The sequence below is a fragment of the Amycolatopsis oliviviridis genome (assembly GCF_014654365.1).
GTDB lineage: Bacteria > Actinomycetota > Actinomycetes > Mycobacteriales > Pseudonocardiaceae > Amycolatopsis > Amycolatopsis oliviviridis.
The window spans coordinates 1359723-1381784 of record NZ_BNAY01000001.1 but is presented as its reverse complement, the minus strand read 5'-3'; the positions used below and the strand labels follow the sequence as shown (position 1 = coordinate 1381784).

Sequence of the window (22062 nt, the reverse complement as noted above, 5' to 3'; positions counted from 1 at the left end):
AGATCAGATTCTGCGGAATCGCGCGTCCAACAGGGCGAAGGCGCCGAAAGCCGCGATCCCGGCAGCGAGCGTGAGAAGCATCGGACCGCCGTAAGGCTGGGCGGAGAGCGTCTTGAGGGCGGCGTCGAGCCCGCTCGCCTTCACCGGATCGAAGGTGACCGCGGCGATGACCGTCAACGCGCCGACGGTGCCGTACGCGGCGGAGAGCGCGATCCAGCCGACCTGCCCGAGCCGGATCGTCGTGGCGCGGGTCGCCCCGGAGGCGCCGCCGAAATCGAGTTCCCGCACGAAGGTCTTCCGGATTCCGCGCTGCGCGAGGAACACCGCCACCGCGACGACGGCGATCCCGGCGACGGTCACGAACGCCGGTCCGTACGACTCCGCGAGGAGCTCGGCGACCAACGAGGTCTGGCCGTCGTCGGCGCCCGCGATGGCGATCTTCACCGCGCTGTAGGAGACGAGCCCGTAAAGCACGACCTCGATCCCGCTCACGATCCTGCGCACGGCGCGGCGCCGGGGCTTCACGTGCCGATGCCCGGTGATCGCCTCGCCGAGCTGCCACAACGCCAGTACGGCGAGACCGGCGGCGATGAGCCACAGCAGCCACGCGCCCCCTTCGGCGACCACCATCTGGAGCGCGCCGGCCTTGTCCGCCTTCGCCTGGTCACCGAGGGCGACCTGAGCCGCGAGCCACGCGACCAGCAGGTGCACGAGCGCGTAGCAGATGAGCCCGCCCCGGGCGATCAGGCCGAACGTCCTGCTCTCGCGCATCGGGCGATCCTCGCCGGGTGAGCGGCGTTCCGCCAGACCCGCCCGGAGCAATGTGTCCGCTTTGTCGGCCAGATCACTCTTGATCTCCACCGAGGTCGAGGGTCGATCCTGGGCTCACCGATCTGCTTCGAGGAGTGCGCATGAGTGAGGACAAGGGTTTCTACTCGATCATCGAGTACGCGGTCGACGGCCCGGAGACGCAGGCGGCGTTGGTGGACGCCTTCGCCGGCATCCAGGACCGCTGGGTCCGGTTCCACCCGGGCTATGTCTCGGCACGTTTCCACGCGAGCGTGGACGGGACGCGGGTCGTCAACGTCGTCAGCTGGGCGAGCGAGGCGGACTACCGGCGTTTCGAGGAGACGTCGGACACGGCGGGCCGGGTCGCGGCCATCCAGGCGGCGCTCGACGGCCTGCCGGGCAAGGTGGAGTCGCTGGTGAGCCCCAACCCGTGTTACCGCGTGGTGCGGGAGACCGGCCCCGGCCCGCGAGCCGGTGACTGATCGCGGGCGCCGGACGTCGGAGAATCACCGGTGGGAGAGGCCGAAAGTCCTCGTCCGAAAAGGACTACGGCCACTCCCGGTCCCGGCTCCCGCGCGACAGGCTGTGAGGACCCTTCCGGCTAGGAGCCGCGATGATCCTCACTGAAGCACCGGTCGTCACCGCGGCGCTGGAGGCCGCTGTCCGGGCGCCCTCGCCCCACAACAGCCAGCCCTGGCTCTTCGAGCTCGGGCCGGACACCATCGACCTCGTCCTCGACGAGAACCGCGTGCTCGCGGTGTGCGACCCGGACGGCCGCGAGGCGAGGTTGTCCTGCGGCGCGGCGTTGCTGAACCTCGAACTCGCCATCGCCGTCGCCGGGCGATGCTGCGACGTGGAGTTCCTGCCTCGGAAAGACCGGCCGGAACTGCTGGCCAGGGTCACCATCGGGTCCCGGCACCGGGCGGCCGCCGCGGTGCAGCGCCTGGCGGCGTCGATCCGGGCGCGCTACAGCAACCGGCGGCCGTTCGCCTCGACCCCGGTCCCGGCGGGGTTCCGGCACGCGGTGCGCCAGGCGGCCCGCGACGAGGGCGCGAAACTGATCCTGCTCGACGAGGTGGGCCTGCTGGAGGCCGTCGCGGGGCTCATCCGGCGGGCGGATCACGTGCAGATGCTCGACGAACGCTTCCAGGCGGAACTCCGCGCGTGGACCAAGGAGAACGGGAGTCGCGACGGTGTCCCGGCCTACGCGGGCGGACCACGCCCCTCAGGCGGGCTGTTGCCGGTCCGGCACTACGGGAACGGCGACCAGACCAGGGAGTTCGAACGTGACCCGGTCGTCGCCGTGCTGACGACGCCGACCGACGGGCCGCTCACGCAGCTTCGCGCCGGGCGGGCGATGCAGCGGGCGTTGCTGACGGCGACTTCGCTCGGCCTCAGCGCGTCGTTCTATTCACAGCCCATGGAAATCCCGTCCGCGCGCGCAGTCCTGCGGTCCCTGCTCGGTGAACACGACCATCCCCAGGCCGTTTTCCGTCTGGGCTATGGCTTCCCGGGCTCCACGACGCCGCGCCGTCCGCTCGGCGCGGTCATCCGGATCATGCCGGGGGAGGACCGCCGGTGAGCGCGGCCGCCGTACTCGGCGCGCACCGGTGGACGGCCGAGGAGACCCGGATCCTGGTTCGGGCGGCGCACTGGGCACCCAGGCGCTGGCTAGCCGGGGAATGGCCGCTGGAGATCCGCGGCGACGGCGTCGACCTGGTCGAACGGCCCGGGGACGACCACCGGGGAAGACACCTCGCGTGCGGCGCCCTGCTCGTCCATCTCGACGTCGCGATGCGGGCGCTGGGCTGGCTCCCGGAGATCGAGTTCTCGCCCGGCGACGCCGATCCACGGCGGATCGCGCGGATCACCGCCGCCGGGAGGAAACGTCCCGGCGCCGGCGATCTCGCCCTGTTCGGGGCGATGTCCGGGCGCGCGTCCTGTCCGAGCCACGGTGCGCCGATCCTGAGCCTCGATGAGGAACCCGCCGACGGCGTCCGCGTGAAGTCGCTTTCGCCGCGGCAGATCCGGTCGTTGCCGAGGATCGGCGGCGCCGTCGCCCGGACGATCGCGCCACCCGGCGACGACCCGGAGGACACGTGGTCGGCCTTCCTGGTCACCAGCGTCTCCGAGGCACGCCACCACCTGCTGCGGGCGGGCCAGGTGGCGCAGCGGCTCCGGCTGCTCGCCACCGAGTCCGGCCTGCGGTGTTCGACCGTCACCGAGCCGTTCGATCCACCGAAGGTCCGGGTCTCGCTGTTCGGGCTCACCGGACTGCCGGGTATTCCGCAACTGGCGGTCGGCGTCCATCACGCGCGACGGCGATAGAGCGCGCGGATCCCGAAAGCCGCGAGCAGCCCGAGGACGGCGAGACCGAACGGCCGGAGCGTCACCGTCCACGGCCAGGCCGGGCCGTCGAGCGCGAGGTGCCCCGTCTGGTACTCGAGTGTCCTGGCCGTCCACCGGGTGGTCGCGGTGTCCGTGGTGCGCACGAGGTCTTCGAGTACGGCGTCGAACGGGAACCCCGGCGTGGCGTGCAGGTACACCGGCGAGAGCGCGGAGTACCGATCGGCCGCGTGCTTCGCGGCCGCGTCGGCGCCGGGCACGATCAGCCTGTCGAGGTCTCCGGCGACCGGCGTGCCGCGTGGGGCGAAGGTTAGTCCGTGCCGGGACTGGATCGGCGTGCCGTCGAGACCGAGCGCGGTCGTTTCGACCGCCAGCGACTGACCGTAGGTGTCGAACACGGCGGCGAGTTCCAGCTCCCGGATCCCGCTGGTCAGCAGGACACCGAGCCTCGGCTTGTCCCATCTGAAGGCGGTGTTGAAGCCGACGACGGTGTCGGCCGCCCCGAAGGTGTTCTGCGTCATCGGCGGGCTGGAGTTCGCGGAATAGCGGGTCCAGCCGATCGCCTCGGCGGTCTTCCGCGCGGTTTCGGTGCCGGCGATCCGCTCGGTCACCCGCAGCGCACCGTCGATCCCGGACAGGATCCCGGCCGTGGTCACGATGTTCCCGTCATCGACGTAGCGCGTGCCGCGAACCCAGTCCACAGCGGGGAATTCGTCGTCGAAGCCGCCGATGCGGATCCAGTGCGCGGTGGCCTTCCGCCCGTCGAGCAGCCCGGCCGAGGCGAGGACGCCCGAACCGTTGCAGACGCTCATGAGCAGCGCGCCTTTCGAGGACTGCCGCTTCAGCCAGTCGGTCACCGGACGCGTGGTCGGCTCACCGAGGTCCGGCAGCGCGGGCACCACCACGACGTCGGGGGCGGCGGAGGAAAGCAGCCTGTCGAGATCGGCGAAACCCAGGTCGGGGATCAGGTCGAGGCCGCCGGTCAGGGTGACCGGGCGGGCCTCCGGCGCGACGGTGTAGACGTTGAACGCGCCGCTCGCCGCCAGGATCTCGTACGGGGCGAGCGCGTCGGAGACGACGGCGCCCTGGTTGCCGACGACGATCACGGCGGTGGGCTTGGCGGGATCGTGCGCTCTCCGTGCCGGTTGCGGCGACATCCCGTCGGTTCTCGCCGTGTAACGGTTTTCGAAGCTGGCACTGAGCGTGAGGCCGCCCAAGGTGAGCGGCAGGGCCAGCGCGGCGACGGTGAACGCCAGCACGGTCAGCGTGACGCGGACGAAGGTGCGCATGTCAGGCTCCGTACTCGGCGCGACGGCGGACCATGGCGGCGAGCATCGCGGGCACCATCAGCACGTGCCCGGCGGTCATCAAGGTCGTCCCGGAGACCAGGCCGGTCCAGAAGAACGGAAGGAAGAGGACGTAGGGCAGGTACATCGCGGCCGACATCTCCGCGATCGAAGCCCAGCCGTGGCGCCGGATCCGCATCCACAGCGCCATGCCGAGCGACATGTTCGTCGCCATCACCAGCGCGCTCGCGGTCACGTTCCCGGCCAGGCCGGGCCACAGGAACGACCAGACCGGTTCGAGCACGATCATCCCGGCCACCATCGCGATGAGCATTTCCACCGCGTGGCGGATGAAGTGCAGGACGGCCCGGTTGCGGGTCTTCGGTTCTGTCGTGTGGTTCATTCCCGGCTCCCTCGTTCGGTGCGACGGGAGCAATGTTCGGCCGGGGAGGGGCACGCGGGCAGGTGCCGGAAGTCATGCGCGGGGTCATGTGACCGCGGTCAGGCCGTCACGTTTCGGGGCGGGGGACCGGTGCTCGGCGGCGGTCCGCGCGGTGAAGGGGACTTTCCCCTCATCGCACGCGCGGAGAGTCCCCTTCACCCCGGGGCTTGGCGTCGTGTCCGGGGAGACAGGCGATCTCGCGTGATCAGGTGGCGATCACGCGTGATCAGAGACGGATCTCGCGTGATCAGACGACGTTCACCGAGTTCGGCGTCCGATCACGCGAGATCCGTTCCTGATCACACGAGTTACGCCTTCGCTCACCTTGGGCTCGGCCACGGCGCCACCTTGCCGCACCTCTCAATGACCCGAAGCGCCACTCACGACTATCTTGAACTGGTCGTGAGTGGCAAGTGTCGTTGGAACGACCCGAAACACTCACGACGCCCACGGTCAGAACAGGCCGAGTTCCTTCGCGCGCAAGGCGGCCTGCGTCCGGTCCCGCACCTGGAGCTTGGACAGGACACTGGTCACGAGGTTCTTCACCGTGCCTTCGGCGAGGAACAGGGTCTTGGCGATCTCCCGGTTGCTGCGGCCGTCCGCGAGGAGCCGGACGACCTCCAGTTCCCGCTCCGAAAGCGGGGTCGCCAACGGCTGGGCCCGGGGTGTCTCGGCGGGCAGCCGCGCCACCCTCGCGACGAGCTTCGCGGCCACCGACGGCTGCAGTACCGACTCGCCCCGCTTGGCCGCGACCAGCGCTTCCACCAGCCGTGTCGACGAGACGTCCTTGAGCAGATACCCGACGGCGCCGGCCCGCAGCGCCGCGAAGACGTCCTCGTCGTCGTCGAACGTGGTCAGCGCGAGAACCCGTACGCCGGGCTGCTCGGCCCGGAGCCGGGTGGTGGCCGCGATCCCGTCCAGCACCGGCATCCGCAGGTCCATCAGGGCGACGTCGGGAGTGAGCTCGGCGCAGAGCCGGACGGCCTGCTCGCCGTCGGCCGCCTCACCGACGACCTCGATCTCCGGCTGGACCTCCAGCAGGGTCGCCAACGCCTCGCGGAACAGGGCCTGGTCGTCGACGATCAGGACACGGACGCTCACCCCGGCACCTCCACGGTGAGCGTCAGACCGTGCCCTTCGACCGAGTCGACCGAGACCTGCCCGCCGAGCCCGGCGACCCGCTCACGGAGCCCGAGGAGCCCGAAACCCCTGTCCGGTAAAGGTTGCCCGGTGAGTCCGAGGCCGTCGTCGCGGACTTCGAGCCGGACGCGATCGGCTCCGGCGTAGTCGAGCACCACGGTCGCGGCCTGGGCGCGCGCGTGCTTGCGCACGTTGGTCAATCCCTCCTGGGCCGCCCGGAAAAGCGACTCCTCCACCTCGGCGCGCGTGTCTCGCGCCGTGCCCTTGACCTCCAGCCCGGTCGGCACCCCCGCCGCGGACGCCTCCTCCGTCAAGGCGCGCAACGCGTCCGCGAGCGGTTCGGAGCGTGGCTCCCGCAGTGCCGACACCGACCGGCGGACCTCGTTGAGGGCCTCGCGCGACTGGTCCTGTGCCTTGGCGAGCATCCCGTCGGCGCGTTCCGTGTCGCCGGTGCCGATCACCGCGCGGGCGGCCTGCAGCATCATCTGCACGACCGTGAGGTGATGGCCGAGCCCGTCGTGGATGTCGCGCGCGAGCCGGTTGCGCTCCTGGATCGTCGCGAGCTGTTCGGCCTGCGCCGCGTGATCGCGAAGTCGTTCGTGCGCCTCGGCCAGTTCCTCCCGCGCCCGCTTCTCCCGCAGGACCAGTTCGGTCACCACGGCGGCGAACACCATGACCGCGAGCGTCCCGAGCCCCTCGCGAAGCCCGTCCATCGGCGCCATCGGCAGATGGATCAGCGGGATCAGCACCGCGACGCCGAACGCCACGCGCGGCGGCAGCAGCAACACGGTGTGGCAGACGAGGACGACGAGCAGCAGGACGGCTCCGACAGCGGCGCCCGAAAGGGAGAACAGGGTGAAGCCGAGCGGTAACTGAACGCAGATGTAGGCGATCGCCCACGCGCGTCCCTGTTTCTGGACCCAGGGGAAGCCGGCGATCGCGATCACGGCGTAGACCAGCCCGGCGAGGAGCGTCGGCAGCACCAGCGTCTCGTATTTGGCCGAGCCGAGGGGCAGCGTCACGTACGCGACGACGGTCAGCGCGGCCAGGGCCCGGTTCACGGACACACAATAAACGCATTTCGTCCTCTGAATGCGGTACTTGCGCGGGCAACCACCGCATCCAGAGGACTAAACGCGGGAGTCAGGCGACGGTGCTGTTCCGGATTTCGAGGGAGAACGGCGTCTGGACGTCCTCGGGTTCGAGGTCGCTCCCGCCCGCGATGCGCCGCCGCAGCAGGTCGACCGCGGTCCGCGCGATCGCCGCCTTGTCCGGCGCGATCGTCGTCAGCGAAGGAAGGCTGTACGCGCTCTCCTCGTTGTTGTCGAAGCCGACGATCGCCATGTCCGACGGCACCTGGACGCCGCGTTCGGCCGCGGCGCGAAGGGCGCCGATGGCGAGGAGGTCGTTGAAGCAGAAGACCGCGTCGGGCGGCTCCGGCAGCGCGAGAAGATGCGCCATCGCCTCGGCGCCGTTGGCGCGGTGGTAGCGCAGCGCGGGCAGGACCAGTTCCGGGATGGGCGCGAGCCCCGCCTCGTCGAGCGCCGAGTGGTAGCCGTCGAGTCGTTGCGCGGCGGTGTGACGCTGCGGATGCGCGCCGATCGCGGCGATCCGGCGCCTGCCGAGCGAGAGCAGGTGCCGCACCGCGATCCGGGCGGCCTGGACGTTGTCGATGCCGACGTGGTCTATCGGGACGTCGACGACGTGCTCGCCGAGCATCACCAGCGGCACACCCGGTGCGAGGTCTTCGAAGTCGTTGGTGTGCAACGCTTCCGGGCTGATGATCGCGCCGTCGATCAGATGCGGGCCGAGCGCGGACAGCGTGTTGCGCTCGCGCTCCCTGGTGCCGAGGGTCTGCTCGATGAGGACGTTCCACTCGTGCTCCTGCGCCGCCTGCAGCACCAGGCCCGCCAGCTCGCCGAAGTACGGGATGCTCAGTTCGGGCAGCATCAGCCCGAGGAACCCCGTGCGGCCGCGGCGGAGATTGCGGGCGCCGAGATTGGGCCGGTAACCGGTCGACGCCAACGCCTCCTCGACACGCTTGCGGTTCTCCGGCTTGACGAAGTCGTAGCCGTTGACCACGTTCGACACGGTCTTGACGGAGACGCCCGCAAGCTTGGCGACATCCTTGAGCGTGGCCACCCTCGCTCCCCTCTGCATGGTCCGGCACAGATCCGGCACAGCCTAGCCGCGCGAACGGCGGATTTACAACGTTGTACCAACGATGTAAATCTGGCATCGTCCCTATGAGTGACATGGGTCACCGCCGACCCGTGTGCTCGACTTCCCCGAGGAGCGATCGATGTCCCTGCCCATCCGCCGCACCCTGCTCCTGGTGACCGGCCTCGCGCTCGCGCTGACGGCCTGCACCAGCCGTGAGACCCAGCAATCCGCCCCGTCGGGTGCGGGACCGGCCGCTTCGGCGGCGCCGAGCCAGGCCGCGACCGGGCCGGGCTGTGCCCGCGAGAAGACCGGCTATCCGCAGGTGGACGTGAAGAACGCGGTCATCGGCTTCTCCCAGTCGGAGAAGGAGGCGAACCCGTTCCGGATCGCCGAGACGCAGTCCATCAAGGACGAAGCGGCGAAACTCGGTGTCCCGGCGGACAAGCTCCTGGTCACCAACGCGCAGAGCGATCTCAACAAGCAGGTCAGCGACATCAAGTCGTTGCTGGACCGGGGCGCGCAGCTGCTCATCGTGGCGCCGCTGAACTCCGACGGTCTCCAGCCCGCCCTCGACGCGGCGAAGGCCAAGAAGGTCCCGGTCATCACGATCGACCGCAAGGTGACCTCGCAGCCGTGCGCCGACTACCTGACCTTCATCGGCTCCAACTTCGTCGAGCAGGGCAAGCGCGCGGCGCAGGAGATGGTGAAGGCGACCGGCGGCACCGGCAAGGTCGCGATCCTGCTCGGCGCGTCCGGCAACAACGTGACCACCGACCGCACCAAGGGTTTCAAGGACGAGATCGCCGCCACGCCGGGTATCCAGATCGTCGCCGAGCAGACCGGTGAGTTCGACCGGTCCAAGGGCCAGGCGGTCATGGAGCAGCTCATCCAGAGCAACCCGGAGATCACCGCCGTCTACGCCGAGAACGACGAGATGGGCATCGGCGCGGTCACCGCGCTCAAGGCCGCGGGCAAGACGCCGGGCAAGGACGTCAAGATCGTCTCGATCGACGGCACCCGCAACGCCGTCCAGCTCATCGCCGACGGCAGCTACAACGCGGTCATCGAATCGAACCCGCGCTTCGGCCCGCTCGCCTTCTCCACCCTGCAGGACTTCGCCGCCGGCAAGGAGATCCCGCCGACCGTGGTGATCTCCGACGACCAGTACGACTCGGCGAACGCCGCGCAGAAACTCGGGAACGCGTACTGACGATGGAACCGGTTCTCGAGGTCGAAGGCGTGACGAAGACGTTCGCCGGGGTGCGCGCGCTCGACGACGTGTCGTTCGCGCTGCGGCCGGGCGAGGTGCACGCGCTGGTGGGCGAGAACGGCGCCGGCAAGTCGACGCTGATCAAGGTGCTCACCGGCGTGCACAAGCCGGACTCCGGCACGATCCACGCGCGGGGCGCGATCTCCACGATCTACCAGGAGGTCAACCTCATCCCGCTGATGAGCGTGGCGAGCAACGTGTACCTCGGCCGCGAGCCGAGGAAGAGGTTCGGGCTGGTCGACTGGGCGCGGATGAACTCCGACGCGGCGGCCCTGCTGGCGGACTACGGCATCGAAGCCGACGTCCGCCGTCCACTCGGGACACTCGGCGTCGGCGCGCAGCAGATGGTCGCGCTGGCCCGCGCCGTTTCGGTCGACGCCGATGTCGTGATCATGGACGAGCCGACGTCCTCGCTGGAGCCACGTGAGGTCGAGACGCTGTTCGAGGTCATCGGCAGGCTGCACGAACGCGGGATCGCGATCGTGTACGTCAGCCACCGGATGGACGAGCTGTACCGGATCTGCGAACGGGTGACGGTGCTGCGGGACGGCAAGCGAGTCCACACCGGACCGCTCGCCGACCTGCCGCGCCTGGAGCTGGTGTCGATGATGCTCGGCCGCAGTGTCGGCGACATCCGGTCGCACGGCGCGACGGCGTTCGAGGGCGACCACGAAGCGGGCCGGGAACCGGTGCTGCGCGCGGAGAATCTCACCAGCGGCAACCGGTTGGGTGGTGTCTCGGTCGACATCAGGCCCGGCGAGATCGTCGGGCTGGCCGGGCTGCTCGGCTCCGGCCGGACCGAGACCGCACGGGCGATCGTCGGCGACCTGCCCTTGTCCGGTGGCACCGTCCTCGTCGGCGGAAAGCAAGTCCCGCAAGGGAATGTGGCCGCCGCGATGCGCGTGGGCGTCAGCATGCTCGCCGAGGACCGCAAAACCGAGGGGATCATCCCGCATCTTTCGGTCCGCGAGAACATCGTGCTCGCCGCGTTGCCGAAGCTGTCCCGGTTCGGGCTGGTCAGCCGGGCCCGGCAGGACAGGATCGTCGACACGTTCGTGAAACGCCTGCGGATCAAGGTGTCCGGTCCGGATCAGAAGGTCGCCGAACTCTCCGGCGGCAATCAGCAGAAGGTGCTGCTGGCCCGCTGGCTGTGCACGGAACCGAAGGTGCTGCTGCTCGACGAGCCGACCCGGGGCATCGACGTCGGCGCCAAGGCGGAGGTGCAGGCGCTGATCGACGAACTCGCCAAGGACGGACTCGCGGTCCTGCTCATCTCGTCCGAGATGGAGGAGCTCCTCGACGGCGCCGACCGGCTGGTCGTGCTCAAGGACGGTTCGGTGGTCGGCGAACTGGCGGGGGACCAGCTGACCCAGGACCACGTGCTGGCGGCGATCGCCTCGGGCGGGGAAACGGATGACTAGCACCCAGCAGAGAACTGAGGACTCGGGAACCACCATGACGGACACGGCGAAAACGGTGGACCGGACCAGAGTGGCGCGGTGGCTGCAGGAGTACGGCGTGTACGTCGCCGTCGTCGCGCTCGTCCTGTTCAACATCGCGTTCACCGCGAACTTCCTGACCGTCGGCAACTTCCGGACCCAGCTCATCCAGGCCGCGCCGGTACTGGTGGTCGCGCTCGGGATGGCGCTCGTCATCGGCACCGAGGGCGTCGACCTGTCGGTGGGCGCGGTGATGGCGCTGTCGGCGGCGATCATCCCGCTGTACCTCGGTGCCGGGACGCTGCCCGCGGTCGCCATCGCGCTCGTCGCCGGGCTGGCCGCCGGGACATTGAACGGTGTCCTCGTGGCCAGGATCGGGATCCAGCCGATCGTGGCGACACTGGCCTTGCTCGTCGGCGGGCGAGGGCTCGCGCTGGTGCTCGCCGACGGCCAGCTCGTCCAGCTGCACGATCCGGCTTTCCTGGCACTGGGCACCGGCGAGGTGCTCGGGATCCCGGTGAGTGTGCTCATCGCGGGCGTGCTGGCCGTGCTCATGGCCGCGCTGGTCGGGAAGACGGCGTTCGGCAGGCGGCTGGTCGCGATCGGCGGCAACCGCCGGGCCAGCGTGCTCGCCGGACTGCCGGTCAACCGCGTCCTCATCGGCGTCTACGCCATCTGCGGTCTGCTCGCGGCCCTGGCCGGGGTGCTCTCCACCGCCCGGCTCGGCGCCGGCGACCCCGCGGACGCCGGGCTGCTGATGGAACTGTCCGCGATCACCGCGGTCGTGGTCGGCGGTACCCCGTTGACCGGTGGGCGCGTCCGCATCCTCGGCACGGTGATGGGCGTCCTGCTCATGCAGCTCGTCCGCGCCACGCTCATCAAGCACAACCTGCCGGATTCGACCGCGCAGATGATCCAGGCCGCGATCATCGTCGGCGCGGTGTACGTCGCACGGGAACGGAGCAGCCGATGACCGCGGCGCCCACGATGGCCGCCCAGGACTCCACCCGGCGCGAGCTGATGACCGGGGTCCTGCAGAAACAAGGCGCGGCGATCGCGCTGGTGCTCATGGTCGCCGTCGCGTGGCTGCTGTTCCCGCGCTTCGGCAGCCTGGACAACCTGCGCGACATCGCCCTGCAGAGCTCGTTCCTCGCGATCATCGCGCTCGGGATGACGTTCGTGATCATCACCGGTGGGATCGACCTCTCGGTGGGTTCGGTCTACGCGCTCGGCGGGGTCCTCGCCGCCTACGGGTCGCAATGGGGTTTCCTCGTCGCGCTGCTGCTGCCGTTGGCGGTGTGCGGGCTGATCGGCCTGATCAACGGGCTGCTGGTCGCGAAGACCGGGATGGCGCCGTTCATCGTCACGCTGGCGTCGCTGCTGTTCGCTCGCGGGCTGCTGCTCGCGATCACCAGCGAAGGCGCGACGACGTACAAGATCCCCGAGGGCGAGGCGTTCGTCGAACTCGGTCGCGGCACGCTGTTCGGGTTCGGCTACCCGGTGTTCATCGCGGCGGCGCTCTGCCTGATCGGCGGGCTCCTGCTGCGGCGGACCCGGTTCGGGCAGTCGGTGTTCGCCACCGGCGGCTCGGAGCAGTCCGCGAAGCTGATGGGACTGCCGGTGGCGCGCACCAAGGTCACCGTCTACGTGATGAGCGGCGTCCTTTCCGGACTCGCGGGCGCGCTCACCGCGGCCTATCTCCAGTCTGGCGTCACGGTGATCGGGGTCGGCCTCGAACTGGACGCCATCTCCGTCGTCGTCATCGGCGGCACCCTGCTGACCGGCGGGATGGGCACGATTCTCGGAACGGTCATCGGCGTGGGCATCCGAACGGTCATCCAGAACGTCATCAACCAGATAGGAACTCTCGACAGCAACTACCAGTCGGTGGTCAGCGGCGCGTTCCTCTTGGTGGTCGTTGTGCTGCAACGGTCATTGGCCCGCACGACCGCCCGGAGATAGGGAGATCGCATGCACCGAAGAACCGCGCGCGCCCTGAGCGTCGTCGCCGGTCTGCTGGCCGCCGCGACGACACTCGTCCCCGTCGCCCAAGCCGCCCCGGTCCCGCTGCCGACCCCGTGGACGGACCAGGTCTCGCCGTCGAACGCCCTGCCCGAGTATCCGCGCCCCCAGCTGGTGCGCTCGGAATGGCTCAACCTGAACGGGACCTGGGGGTTCACCGGCGCGCCCAACCTGAACTCGCCGCCGATCGGCAGGCCGCTGAGCGAGAACGTTCTCGTGCCTTACCCGATCGAGTCGATGCTTTCGGGGATCAAACGGCATGAGGACAACATGTTCTACCGCCGGACGTTCACCGTTCCGTCCGCTTGGGACGGCCGCCGGGTGAAGCTCAACTTCGGCGCCGTCACCTGGGAGACCAGGGTCTGGGTCAACGGGACGTCGATCGGGAGCCACACCGGCGGTTTCGACGCCTTCTCGTTCGACATCACCCCGGCGCTCAAGGCGGGGGAGAACGAGATCGTCGTCGGCGTCGCGTCGCCTGTCGACGGCAGCCGGTACCCGGTCGGGAAACAGCGCAAGACACCCAGCGGCATCTTCTACACCGCGGCGTCCGGGATCTGGCAGACCGTGTGGCTGGAACCGGTCCGGGCCGAGCACATCACCCGGCTCGACACCACACCCGATGTCCCGGGCGGCGCGCTCGACCTCGTCGTCCAGGGCACGGCCGGGCAGCAGGCGACCGCCGAGGTGCTTTCCGGCGGTCAAGTCGTCGGCACCGCCACCGGCGCCGTCGGGTCTCACCTGCGGGTCCCAGTGCCGAACGCGCGGCTGTGGTCACCGGACGACCCCTTCCTCTACGACCTGCGGGTGCGCCTGCCGGGCGGCGACGTCGTCACCGGGTACTTCGGGATGCGCTCCCTGGGCAAGGCGATGGTCGGCGGCGTGATGCGGCCGCTGCTCAACGGCAAGTTCGTCTTCCAGCTCGGCACGCTGGACCAGGGATACTGGCCGGACGGCATCTACACCGCGCCGACCGACGAGGCCCTGCGGTTCGACCTCGAACGCCAGAAGGCGCTGGGCTTCAACATGGTCCGCAAGCACATCAAGGTCGAACCGGCGCGGTGGTTCTACCACGCCGACAAGCTCGGGCTGATGGTCTGGCAGGACATGCCCGCGCTCGACGCGATCGACGAGGTCCCGAACGGGCACGCGAACTACGAATCCGAACTGCGGCGGATGATCGATCAGCACAAGGGCATCACGTCGATCGTGCAGTGGGTGCCGTTCAACGAGGGCTGGGGCGAGTACGACGCCGGACGGATCGTCGATCTGGTCCGCTCGATCGACGACACCCGGCTGATCAACCACAACTCGGGGTCCAACTGCTGCGTGTCCGACCCGGACCCGGGCAACGGCGACGTGATCGACGACCACGCCTACCAGATCTCCACCGGCACCAGGCAACCCGACGCGAAACGGGTCGCGGTGCTGGGGGAGTACGGCGGCCTCGGCCGACGCGTCACCGGGCACGAATGGGAACCCGGCAAGGGTTTCGCCTACGGCGCGCTGTACCCGGACGAGACGTCGCTGACGAACCGGTACGTGGAGATCACCAAGCAGGTCGGGCGGATGGTGCACGGCCGGGGGCTTTCCGCGTCGGTTTACACCGAGCCGTACGACGTCGAGAACGAGGTCAACGGCTTCTACACCTACGACCGGCGCGTGCTGAAGATGACCGAGGCGCGGGTGCGCGAGATCAACCAGAAGGTGCTCGCCATCGCCAAGGGCACCGAGGTGGGCCGGGGTGAGCCGATCTCGCTGCGGGTCACCACCTCCGGGTACACGGATCGCTATCTGCGGCACCAGGACGACTTCGTCAGGACCGACGTCCTGGGCGAAGGCAGCACGGACCTCGCGAAGAAGGACGCGACGTTCTGGGCCCGGCAAGGGCTGGCCGACGCGTCGTGCCTGTCGTTCGAGTCGCGGAACTACCCCGGGCAGTTTCTGCGGCACGCGTCGTCGAGGATCCGCAAGGACGCGAACGACGGCTCGGCCCTGTTCGCCGGTGACGCGACCTTCTGCGCGAGAGAAGGCGCCGGCGGAACGGCACTGGAGTCGTTCAACCAGCGTGGCGCCTACATCCGCCACTACGCCGAGACCGTCTATCTCGCGCGCAGCGGCGGGTCGAACCCCTGGGACACGCCGTCGAGCTTCGCCGAGGACACGACGTGGGCGGCTTCGGTCCCGCTCTGGCGCAGCGGCGCGGACCTGCCGCTGGACCAGGCGCGGTCGTTCAAGGTGACCACACCCGGCTTCACCGACCGATTCCTGCGGCACCGTGACGGCCTCGCCCGGACGGACGTGGTGAACGCGTCGAGCGCGGCGTTGCTCAAGGCTGACGCGACGTTCGTCGTCCGGCGCGGTCTCGCCGATCCGTCGTGCTACTCGCTGGAGGCGCGTAACTATCCGGGGCAATTCCTGCGGCACGCGGACTTCCGGGTACGGCTGGGGGCGAACGACAACACCGACCTGTTCCGGCGGGACGCGACGTTCTGCGCCCAGCCGGGTGCCGGTGGCGTGCGGCTCGCGTCGGTGAACGAACTGGGCACGAACATGCGGCACTACGCCGAGGAGGTCTTCGTCGCCACCAGCGGCGGCGGTCACCCGTTCGACAACCCGGCTTCGTATGAGCAGGACGTCACCTGGGCGGTCTCCGCGGCCTGGACTCCGTAACGAGTTCGTGAGTGGCCGAAGTACATGATGGCCCCCTTCCTTGCGCCAGGCGCAAGGAAGGGGGCCATCATGTACTCGCCAGATCGACCCCCGCGGGCATCTAGATCACGCCCGGTAACCTTGCCCTCATGACCGGCCCGGACACACCCGCCTCCTTCAAGCTCGCGTACGTCCCCGGCGTGACGCCCTCGAAGTGGGTCCGGATCTGGGCCGAGCGCTCGCCCGACGTCCCGCTCGACCTCGTCCAGACGACCGCCGCCGACGCCGCCGCGCTCGTCCGGGACCGTGAGGTGGACGCCGTCCTGCTGCGCCTGCCGATCGACCGCGAGGGCCTGCACGCGATCCCGCTCTACACCGAGACGACCGTGGTGGTCGTCCCCAAGGAGCACCTGGTCGCCGCCGCGGACGAGGTCTCCGTCGACGACATCGCCGACGACGTCGTGCTGCACCCGCTCGACGACACGCTGGACTGGGACCGGCCGCCCGGGAAGCCCGCGCTGGAGCGCCCCGCCACCACGGCGGACGCCATCGAACTGGTCGCCGCCGGTGTCGGGCTCCTGGTCGTCCCGCAGTCACTCGCGCGGCTGCACCACCGGCGTGACCTGACCTACCGCCCGATCTCCGGCACGCCGGAGTCCGGCGTCGCGTTGTCCTGGCCGGACGAGGAGACCAGCGACCTGATGGAGCAGTTCATCGGGATCGTCCGTGGCCGGACCGTCAACAGCACGCGGGGCCGGCCACAGGTCCAGGAAAAGCCCGAAAAGAAGACATCGGAGAAGAAACCGCCGCCGAAGAACAAGCGGCCCCAGGCCGGCGGCCGGAAACCGCAGTCCGGGCAGCGCGGCGCTCCCAAGGGCGGGAAGCGCCGCCGCCGCGGCTAGCTCTCGGTACGGGCGGCCTTCAGCCGCGCTTCTTCCTTGCGGACCTCGGCCTGGGTTTCGCGCTCCCGCTTCAGCCAGTCGGGGTCTTCGGTCTTGACCGCGTCGATCTGCTCGGTGGTGAGGGCGTCGGTGATCCCGCCCCGCGCCAGGCCGCTGATCGAGATGCCCAGCTTCGCCGCGATGACCGGCCGCGGGTGCGGCCCGTTCCGGCGCAGCTCGCGCAACCACTCGGGCGGTTCGGCCTGCAGCGCGTTCAGCTCGTCGCGGGAGACGACACCCTCCTGGAACTCCGCCGGGGTGGCTTCGAGGTACACACCCAGCTTCTTCGCCGCTGTCGCGGGCTTCATCGTTTGAGGGGTTTTCTGCGACGTCATTGCATCAGGGTAACGAGCGGCCCGGGCACCCCTGATCACACCCGGTGATCGGGCTCTCGTACCCGACAGCCAGGTGTCGAGCGCCTGCCTCCCCACGAAGTCCGGCACCAGGATCATGCTTCCTCACCCACGACCAAAATACCGTCAGGCGCCCTTGATCGGGAGAGGAAACACCCCCAGACCGGCGAGCACCCCGGCGACGGCGACGATGACGAGAAGCAGCCACGCGACCGGATGCCCGAGGTTGAGCGTCCAGTAGGTGCCGACCCGCCGATGCACCAGCAGCGCCGGGTCGTTCCGATTCAGGTAGACCATCCCGGCCGCGAACCAGTAGCGGTCGTCGTCGCGTTGTTCGTAGCGGGTTTCGGATTCGCCCGCGGTGGGGGACAGTCGGTGTCCGGCGTCGCCGGAACGGAGGGAAAAACCGATCCACGCGATGAAGGCGGCCAGAAGCGGCAGGTACGCCACGATCGTGACCGGCACGGTCGTGTCGGCGACGCCCCACAGCTGGAGCGAAACGACGAGCAGCGTCGCGTTGGCGCAGCCGGCGGAGACCAGCAGCAGGCTGAGCACGCCGTGCAGGTACTCCCGGTATCTCGAAGCCGATGCCGACGGTTGTGCGGCGTCGATCTCGGGGCGGGCCCGTGAGATCGCGACGGTCAGAAGCGAGATCAGGACGACGACCAGAACCTGCGCGAAGACCGTGGAAAAGCTCTTCGCGTCCTCGGCAAGGCCGACGACGGCCGTTACGACGGCGAGCAACACCGACGGCGTCAAAAGAATCCACTGTGGACGAACGGGGTCCGATCGCAGCGAGGTATCGGCGGCGACCGCCTGCCGTGTCCCGGCGTACCAGCCGCCGTCGCGTTTCGCGGCGATGATCGAACGATGCGCCAGGCTGCCCAGCACCGCGTAAAGCGCGACGAGGCCGACGATGACGAGGTCGATTCGCGTCGTCCAGCCGGAGAGAACCACGGCGCTCGCGACGACCGCGCCCACCGCGATGCCCCGGTTGTAGCGACGGCGCGCGAAGGCGATGGCGGGGTCGCCGGTGCGCCTGGCGGGGATCCGGACGCCGAAGGGCAGCGTGGGCCGGGCCAGCGCGGGCCCCGAGCCGAAGGCGGCCGCGACGAACGCGATCAGGGCCAGGTTCAGCCAAACCGGTCCGGTCATGGCCGGGTGCTCACCGCGAAGGAGTCCAGCACGGTCTCGCACCGGCTCGTCACCTCGCGCGGGCCCAGACCGAGCGCGACGGCTTCCGCGAGCAGGGTGCGGAGGCGTTCCTGCCACTCGTCCGCGTAGCCGTCCTCCGCCGGTCCGGACGACGCGTCCCGCCGGACGACGGCCCCGGTCTTGCGGTTGATCCGGATGAACCCCTGTGTCCGCAGAAGGTCGTAGGCCTTGTTGACGGTGTGGAAGTTGATCCCGAGATCGGCGCCGAGTTGCCGGGTGGAGGGCAGGGCGGTGCCCTCGGCCAGCGCGCCGTCGGCCACGGCTTCGACGATCCGGTCGCGGATCTGCTGGTAGATCGGAACCTCGCTGTCGAGGTCGAGAGTCAGCAACACCCGTCAAGGATATCTGCTATACACTTGCTATAACAACTACATCAGCTATCGCTCAGGGGAAGGTGGTCAGGATGGCGACGATCGACATCGCCGATGGCGGCGTGCGGGTGAGGTTCTCGGCCTGGGAGAGGCCGGCCGTGTGGCGCGGGGAAGTGGTCGTGCCGCGGGCGGCGATCAGGGTCGTCGAACTCGTCGGCGCGCCGGTGGGGCGGGCGCGCGGGGGGCGGGCCGGAGTGCTGGTCAGCGGAGTGCTGAAGGTGGGTTACTGGGGGTTGGGGACCGGGGTCCGGCAGCTGGTTTCGGTCCGCAGGGGAGTCCCGGCGCTGCGGATCGCGATCGATCGTGAGGCCGCCGGGCTGCCCTTCGACGAGGTGCTCGTCAGCGTGCGGAACGCGGCGGAACTCGCCGGCGCGCTCGCGCCGGCGACCGTTCAGAGGTAGTCGAAGAACCGGTCCCACCACGACGGTGGCCGGTCCGGCGGATAGAGGGAGTCGAAGCCGCTGATCCCGGTGTACTTGGTCCACAGCGGGTGTTCGGAGACGGGCAGGTAGCCGAGTGCTTCCAGCTCGTCTTCGACCCGTCTTCGGTCCCGTGCCGGGAAGAGCTCCCGTTCCTCGTCCTCGTCGTAGCTGCCCGGATTCCCCAGTGTCACCGCGACGAGGCCGCCGAAATTGCTGACCGTGACGGTCACCTGGTCCTGTGCGGAGGTGGCGCTCGCCGGGATCACGATCCTGCCGAGGTGGCTGGCGTCCTGCACGTGGCGATCGACTTCGCACGAGCAGTCGAATCGCCGCTCCAGCCGCTCGGCCAGCCGTTCGAAGCGTGCCCGCGCCGCCGGTCCGTCGAAGTCGTGCGGCACTTCCCACTGGCCGGGTTCGTCCAGCTCGCGCAGCATCGCCCAGGTCTGCTGTTCGTCGAGGGGCATCGTCGCCTCCCGGCCTCGGGTGGTCTAGTCCACTTACCGAACTGACCTTAGTCAGCCGTGTCCCGTGCGGACAATGGTGGGACGAATTCTGGTCCGAAAATGTTTTGTGGCGACGGCGGGGGTAGCGCCAGCGCTACCCGGGATTCGGCAGCCTGCACTCCTGATCCGCGAGGCCGGTTCGGCCAGTGTTGTCGGTGTCGATCCGATCGAGTGAGGAGTGCGCATGACAGTACGCAAGGGGGTCGTGGTCCTGACGGTGGCGGGGCTGCTGGGCACCGTGGGGGCCACCACGGCGGATGCCGCCCCGGCGAAGGGGCAGGACCTGCGGAAGAGTCTCGACTCGTTGGTGCGTCAGGAGAAGTTCCCGGCCGCGCTGGCCACCGTGACCGAACGGGGGCGCAGGACGTCGCTGGTCGCGGGTTCCTCGCGGATCGAGCGCCAGGTTCCCGTTCCGCGGGTCGGCTCGGTCCGGGCCGGCAGCAACACCAAGACCTTCACCGCGGTCGTGGTCCTGCAACTGGTGGCCGAGGGCAAGGTGGAACTGGACGCGCCGATCGAGAAATACCTTCCCGGAATCGTGCGTGGTGAAGGCATCGACGCCGGGAAGATCACCATCCGGCACCTCCTTCAGCACACCAGCGGGCTGCCGAACTACACCGAGTACCTCGGGCTGCAGGACTTCGAGAAGGTGCAGCACCGGTACGTCCCGAACCACGAACTGCTCGCCGCGGCCCTGAGTCATCCGGCGAAGTTCGCGCCGGGCACCAAATGGGAGTACAGCAACACCGGCTACCTGCTGGCGGGCATGGTGGTCGAGAAGGTGACCGGACGCCCGATCCACGAGCAGATCACCGAACGCGTGATCAAGAAGGCTGGCCTGAAGCACACCTACTGGCCGCTGATCGGCGACCAGACCATCCAGGGACCGCACCCGCACGGTTACGCCATCGGCGACTCGGCCACCGGCAAGGTGGTCGACGCGACCGAGCTGGACCCGTCCTGGGGTGGTGCCGCCGGCCAGCTGATCTCGACGCCGGGTGACCTCGGCGAGTTCTTCAAGGTGCTGCTCGAAGGCAGACTGCTGCCTGCCGCGCAGCTGGCCGAGATGAGGAAGACGGTCGACGTGTCCGTGTTCCCCGGGGCGAAGTACGGCCTGGGCCTGATGAGCAATCCGCTCAGCTGCGGCGGGGTGTACTGGGGACACGGCGGCGACATCCACGGCTTCGAAACCCGTGGCGGGGCAACGGAAGACGGTCGCACCGTCGGGCTCGCGGTGACCGCGATGCCGGGGACCTTCGGCGACGCGGAGAAGGGCTCGAAGGCCGTCATGGCCACTGTGGACACTGCCTTCTGCAAGTGACGGAACCGGCCAGGCCTGCTTGTCGTCCTGGGAAAGCAGCCGATCCCCGGACCCTTTCCGGGGCGGGATGGAGAGGCGCAACGCCTTGATGAGCGCGAGTGCGTGAGCGCGTCCCGCGCGATCGGCTTTGAGGGACCACAGGGAAATGATCGCGACGAGCAAGACGCGAAGGAGTGCGATGGACGCGGTGAGGGCACCGGTCCCGACCAGCCACGGAACGAGGTCCGTCATCGCCACCTCCGACAATCCACCCGAACGATCAGGGTGACGATTCCGGGGTCGCATGCCTCGCGGGGCGATGGAAAAACGGTGTCACGGGCGGATGGGCCGCGCAACCATAGTCCTGCTGACAGACCAACATCCCGTCAACTGCGGTATGCCGGGGCCACGAGGTGTGAGCGAGAGCGGCATATCGGGCCGAATCGATCGGCGCGGTCCGCGATCGCTGGTCCGATCGGGAAGAGAGGCGTCACAGGCCGTGGCTGCCCAGTGATCGACGCCTGTTCGCCCACGGAACACCGTGGGCGAACAGGCGCTCGATCCGCTGTCACCCGGCGATCGGGCGCCGGGTGACAGCAGTCTTCACCCGGTCACGGCACGGGGTGTGGCGGACGGCAGTTCTGCCGCGGCAACGCGTGCGAACCGTTGGTGTACACGCCGTCCGCGATCGTGTCCTCCATGATCGAGCGGTGATCGGTGGGGCGGGCCCACTGGTAGCAAAGGTGCTGGGCGAAGTACCCGCCAGGCGCTTCGAGGGTGTCGAAGTGGCAGACGCCGTCGGTCTCGATGCAATAGCGGATGAACGGGATACCGCCGAAATCGGTACGGCCGGGCCCGAACGAGACGTAGCCGCCGAACGGCGACGGCGCCCCGGTGCCCGCCGGGAGCACCGCGCTGATCCCGCGTCCGGGCGGACCGACGGGTTGCATCGGGTCGGCGAAGATCTTCGCGCTGAACCGCGACTTGTCGACGGCAAGGTTCCCGTCGGCGATGTCGTTCAGCACCTTGTTCGCGACCAGCGCGCCCTGCGAGTACCCGACGACGGTGAAGTCCGCGCCGGGGTTCTCGTCGAAGGAGCTCTGGACGACACGACGGGCTTCCTCGTGCCCGCGCGCGACGCTCTGGTCCATCGGTGTCTGGTCGCAGTTGGGCAACCCGGCAGCCCCTGCCGGGTAGTGGACGACCTTCTTGATGCCGCCTCGCAACCAGGCGTCGTTGTAGACGGTCGCGGCTCCGTCGCAGGTGCCGCCGATGAGGATGTAGTAGTGCGCCTGGTCGGCCGTCTCGGCCTGGGCCGACGGCGCGATGGCGCCGATCAGCCCGGTGGCCAGTGCGGCCGCCGCCAGGACCCCCCTGAATTTCTTCACATTCATCGTCCCTTCCGTTC

General features: G+C 69.3%; 22 protein-coding genes. 11 read left to right on the top strand and 11 right to left on the bottom strand.

Annotation, left to right across the window (positions count from 1 at the left end; genetic code table 11):
• Positions 1 to 3: 3 nt before the first annotated feature.
• Positions 4 to 861: a DUF1206 domain-containing protein gene (locus IE302_RS05950; RefSeq protein WP_191252487.1), complete on the bottom strand. Its 858-nt coding sequence runs from the start codon at positions 859 to 861 to the stop codon at positions 4 to 6.
• 50 nt (positions 862 to 911) lie between these two features.
• Between IE302_RS05950 and IE302_RS05945 the strand changes: the two genes are divergently transcribed.
• The 3 genes from IE302_RS05945 to IE302_RS05935 all read left to right on the top strand — a co-directional run bounded on the left by IE302_RS05945 (position 912) and on the right by IE302_RS05935 (position 3117).
• Positions 912 to 1271, top strand: a complete 360-nt coding sequence (locus IE302_RS05945; protein ID WP_191252486.1) for an antibiotic biosynthesis monooxygenase family protein — start codon at positions 912 to 914, stop codon at positions 1269 to 1271.
• Positions 1272 to 1402: 131 nt separating this feature from the next.
• A complete protein-coding gene (locus IE302_RS05940) occupies positions 1403 to 2371 on the top strand; it encodes an Acg family FMN-binding oxidoreductase (RefSeq protein ID WP_191252485.1) in 969 nt (322 codons plus the stop codon).
• Positions 2368 to 3117 (top strand): hypothetical protein, encoded by a 750-nt coding sequence (locus IE302_RS05935; protein ID WP_191252484.1) that lies wholly within the window; start codon positions 2368 to 2370, stop codon positions 3115 to 3117. The genes IE302_RS05940 and IE302_RS05935 overlap by 4 nt, the downstream gene beginning before the upstream one ends.
• Here IE302_RS05935 and IE302_RS05930 read toward each other — a convergent pair.
• From IE302_RS05930 to IE302_RS05910, 5 genes are all read right to left on the bottom strand, one after another.
• Positions 3099 to 4424: a DJ-1/PfpI family protein gene (locus tag IE302_RS05930; RefSeq protein ID WP_191252483.1), complete on the bottom strand. Its 1326-nt coding sequence runs from the start codon at positions 4422 to 4424 to the stop codon at positions 3099 to 3101. The two genes, IE302_RS05935 and IE302_RS05930, sit on opposite strands and share 19 nt — an antisense overlap.
• A gap of 1 nt (position 4425) precedes the next feature.
• A complete protein-coding gene (locus tag IE302_RS05925) occupies positions 4426 to 4824 on the bottom strand; it encodes a hypothetical protein (protein WP_191252482.1) in 399 nt (132 codons plus the stop codon).
• Positions 4825 to 5316: 492 nt separating this feature from the next.
• Positions 5317 to 5964, bottom strand: a complete 648-nt coding sequence (locus IE302_RS05920) for a response regulator (RefSeq protein ID WP_191252481.1) — start codon at positions 5962 to 5964, stop codon at positions 5317 to 5319.
• Entirely contained in the window at positions 5961 to 7064 is a 1104-nt protein-coding gene (locus IE302_RS05915; protein ID WP_191252479.1) for a sensor histidine kinase, read from the bottom strand. The genes IE302_RS05920 and IE302_RS05915 overlap by 4 nt, the downstream gene beginning before the upstream one ends.
• Before the next feature lie 82 nt (positions 7065 to 7146).
• Positions 7147 to 8145: a LacI family DNA-binding transcriptional regulator gene (locus IE302_RS05910; RefSeq protein WP_191252477.1), complete on the bottom strand. Its 999-nt coding sequence runs from the start codon at positions 8143 to 8145 to the stop codon at positions 7147 to 7149.
• Between the two features lie 160 nt (positions 8146 to 8305).
• Between IE302_RS05910 and IE302_RS05905 the strand changes: the two genes are divergently transcribed.
• From IE302_RS05905 to IE302_RS05880, 6 genes are all read left to right on the top strand, one after another.
• Positions 8306 to 9376, top strand: a complete 1071-nt coding sequence (locus IE302_RS05905) for an ABC transporter substrate-binding protein (RefSeq protein ID WP_191252475.1) — start codon at positions 8306 to 8308, stop codon at positions 9374 to 9376.
• A 2-nt stretch (positions 9377 to 9378) separates the two neighbouring features.
• Complete coding sequence (locus tag IE302_RS05900) at positions 9379 to 10857, top strand: sugar ABC transporter ATP-binding protein (protein WP_191252473.1); 1479 nt, start codon at positions 9379 to 9381, stop codon at positions 10855 to 10857.
• Positions 10858 to 10891: 34 nt separating this feature from the next.
• Positions 10892 to 11848, top strand: coding sequence for an ABC transporter permease (locus tag IE302_RS05895; RefSeq protein WP_191252471.1), 957 nt, complete (start codon positions 10892 to 10894; stop codon positions 11846 to 11848).
• On the top strand, positions 11845 to 12837 hold the full coding sequence (locus IE302_RS05890) for an ABC transporter permease (protein ID WP_191252469.1): 993 nt from the start codon (positions 11845 to 11847) through the stop codon (positions 12835 to 12837). The genes IE302_RS05895 and IE302_RS05890 overlap by 4 nt, the downstream gene beginning before the upstream one ends.
• Positions 12838 to 12846: 9 nt before the next feature.
• On the top strand, positions 12847 to 15570 hold the full coding sequence (locus tag IE302_RS05885; RefSeq protein ID WP_191252467.1) for an AbfB domain-containing protein: 2724 nt from the start codon (positions 12847 to 12849) through the stop codon (positions 15568 to 15570).
• A gap of 128 nt (positions 15571 to 15698) precedes the next feature.
• On the top strand, positions 15699 to 16451 hold the full coding sequence (locus IE302_RS05880) for a LysR family substrate-binding domain-containing protein (RefSeq protein WP_191252465.1): 753 nt from the start codon (positions 15699 to 15701) through the stop codon (positions 16449 to 16451).
• On the opposite strand, the gene IE302_RS05875 is transcribed toward IE302_RS05880, so the two are convergent.
• From IE302_RS05875 to IE302_RS05865, 3 genes are all read right to left on the bottom strand, one after another.
• Complete coding sequence (locus IE302_RS05875) at positions 16448 to 16798, bottom strand: DUF5997 family protein (RefSeq protein WP_229907652.1); 351 nt, start codon at positions 16796 to 16798, stop codon at positions 16448 to 16450. The genes IE302_RS05880 and IE302_RS05875 overlap by 4 nt on opposite strands.
• A gap of 171 nt (positions 16799 to 16969) precedes the next feature.
• A complete protein-coding gene (locus IE302_RS05870; protein WP_191252460.1) occupies positions 16970 to 17998 on the bottom strand; it encodes a DUF1648 domain-containing protein in 1029 nt (342 codons plus the stop codon).
• Positions 17995 to 18390 carry a GntR family transcriptional regulator gene (locus IE302_RS05865; protein WP_191252459.1) on the bottom strand — a complete coding sequence of 132 codons (396 nt, stop codon included), beginning with the start codon at positions 18388 to 18390 and terminating at the stop codon, positions 17995 to 17997. The genes IE302_RS05870 and IE302_RS05865 overlap by 4 nt, the downstream gene beginning before the upstream one ends.
• 71 nt (positions 18391 to 18461) lie before the next feature.
• On the opposite strand from IE302_RS05865, the gene IE302_RS05860 reads away from it, so the two are divergent.
• Positions 18462 to 18830: a hypothetical protein gene (locus IE302_RS05860; protein WP_191252457.1), complete on the top strand. Its 369-nt coding sequence runs from the start codon at positions 18462 to 18464 to the stop codon at positions 18828 to 18830.
• On the opposite strand, the gene IE302_RS05855 is transcribed toward IE302_RS05860, so the two are convergent.
• A complete protein-coding gene (locus tag IE302_RS05855) occupies positions 18821 to 19315 on the bottom strand; it encodes a polyhydroxyalkanoic acid system family protein (protein ID WP_191252455.1) in 495 nt (164 codons plus the stop codon). The two genes, IE302_RS05860 and IE302_RS05855, sit on opposite strands and share 10 nt — an antisense overlap.
• Positions 19316 to 19538: 223 nt before the next feature.
• Between IE302_RS05855 and IE302_RS05850 the strand changes: the two genes are divergently transcribed.
• Positions 19539 to 20675 carry a serine hydrolase domain-containing protein gene (locus IE302_RS05850; RefSeq protein WP_191252453.1) on the top strand — a complete coding sequence of 379 codons (1137 nt, stop codon included), beginning with the start codon at positions 19539 to 19541 and terminating at the stop codon, positions 20673 to 20675.
• A 590-nt stretch (positions 20676 to 21265) separates the two neighbouring features.
• Here IE302_RS05850 and IE302_RS05845 read toward each other — a convergent pair.
• A complete protein-coding gene (locus tag IE302_RS05845) occupies positions 21266 to 22048 on the bottom strand; it encodes a PE-PPE domain-containing protein (RefSeq protein ID WP_191252451.1) in 783 nt (260 codons plus the stop codon).
• Positions 22049 to 22062 lie beyond the last annotated feature (14 nt).

Coding starts and splice junctions, on each gene's coding strand:
- IE302_RS05945 (WP_191252486.1), top strand. CDS start 912: ATGAGTGAGGACAAGGGTTTCTACTCGATCATCGAGTACGCGGTCGAC.
- IE302_RS05940 (WP_191252485.1), top strand. CDS start 1,403: ATGATCCTCACTGAAGCACCGGTCGTCACCGCGGCGCTGGAGGCCGCT.
- IE302_RS05930 (WP_191252483.1), bottom strand. CDS start 4,424: ATGCGCACCTTCGTCCGCGTCACGCTGACCGTGCTGGCGTTCACCGTC.
- IE302_RS05925 (WP_191252482.1), bottom strand. CDS start 4,824: ATGAACCACACGACAGAACCGAAGACCCGCAACCGGGCCGTCCTGCAC.
- IE302_RS05905 (WP_191252475.1), top strand. CDS start 8,306: ATGTCCCTGCCCATCCGCCGCACCCTGCTCCTGGTGACCGGCCTCGCG.
- IE302_RS05900 (WP_191252473.1), top strand. CDS start 9,379: ATGGAACCGGTTCTCGAGGTCGAAGGCGTGACGAAGACGTTCGCCGGG.
- IE302_RS05895 (WP_191252471.1), top strand. CDS start 10,892: ATGACGGACACGGCGAAAACGGTGGACCGGACCAGAGTGGCGCGGTGG.
- IE302_RS05890 (WP_191252469.1), top strand. CDS start 11,845: ATGACCGCGGCGCCCACGATGGCCGCCCAGGACTCCACCCGGCGCGAG.
- IE302_RS05885 (WP_191252467.1), top strand. CDS start 12,847: ATGCACCGAAGAACCGCGCGCGCCCTGAGCGTCGTCGCCGGTCTGCTG.
- IE302_RS05880 (WP_191252465.1), top strand. CDS start 15,699: ATGACCGGCCCGGACACACCCGCCTCCTTCAAGCTCGCGTACGTCCCC.
- IE302_RS05875 (WP_229907652.1), bottom strand. CDS start 16,798: ATGAAGCCCGCGACAGCGGCGAAGAAGCTGGGTGTGTACCTCGAAGCC.
- IE302_RS05870 (WP_191252460.1), bottom strand. CDS start 17,998: ATGACCGGACCGGTTTGGCTGAACCTGGCCCTGATCGCGTTCGTCGCG.
- IE302_RS05860 (WP_191252457.1), top strand. CDS start 18,462: ATGGCGACGATCGACATCGCCGATGGCGGCGTGCGGGTGAGGTTCTCG.
- IE302_RS05855 (WP_191252455.1), bottom strand. CDS start 19,315: ATGCCCCTCGACGAACAGCAGACCTGGGCGATGCTGCGCGAGCTGGAC.
- IE302_RS05850 (WP_191252453.1), top strand. CDS start 19,539: ATGACAGTACGCAAGGGGGTCGTGGTCCTGACGGTGGCGGGGCTGCTG.
- IE302_RS05845 (WP_191252451.1), bottom strand. CDS start 22,048: ATGAATGTGAAGAAATTCAGGGGGGTCCTGGCGGCGGCCGCACTGGCC.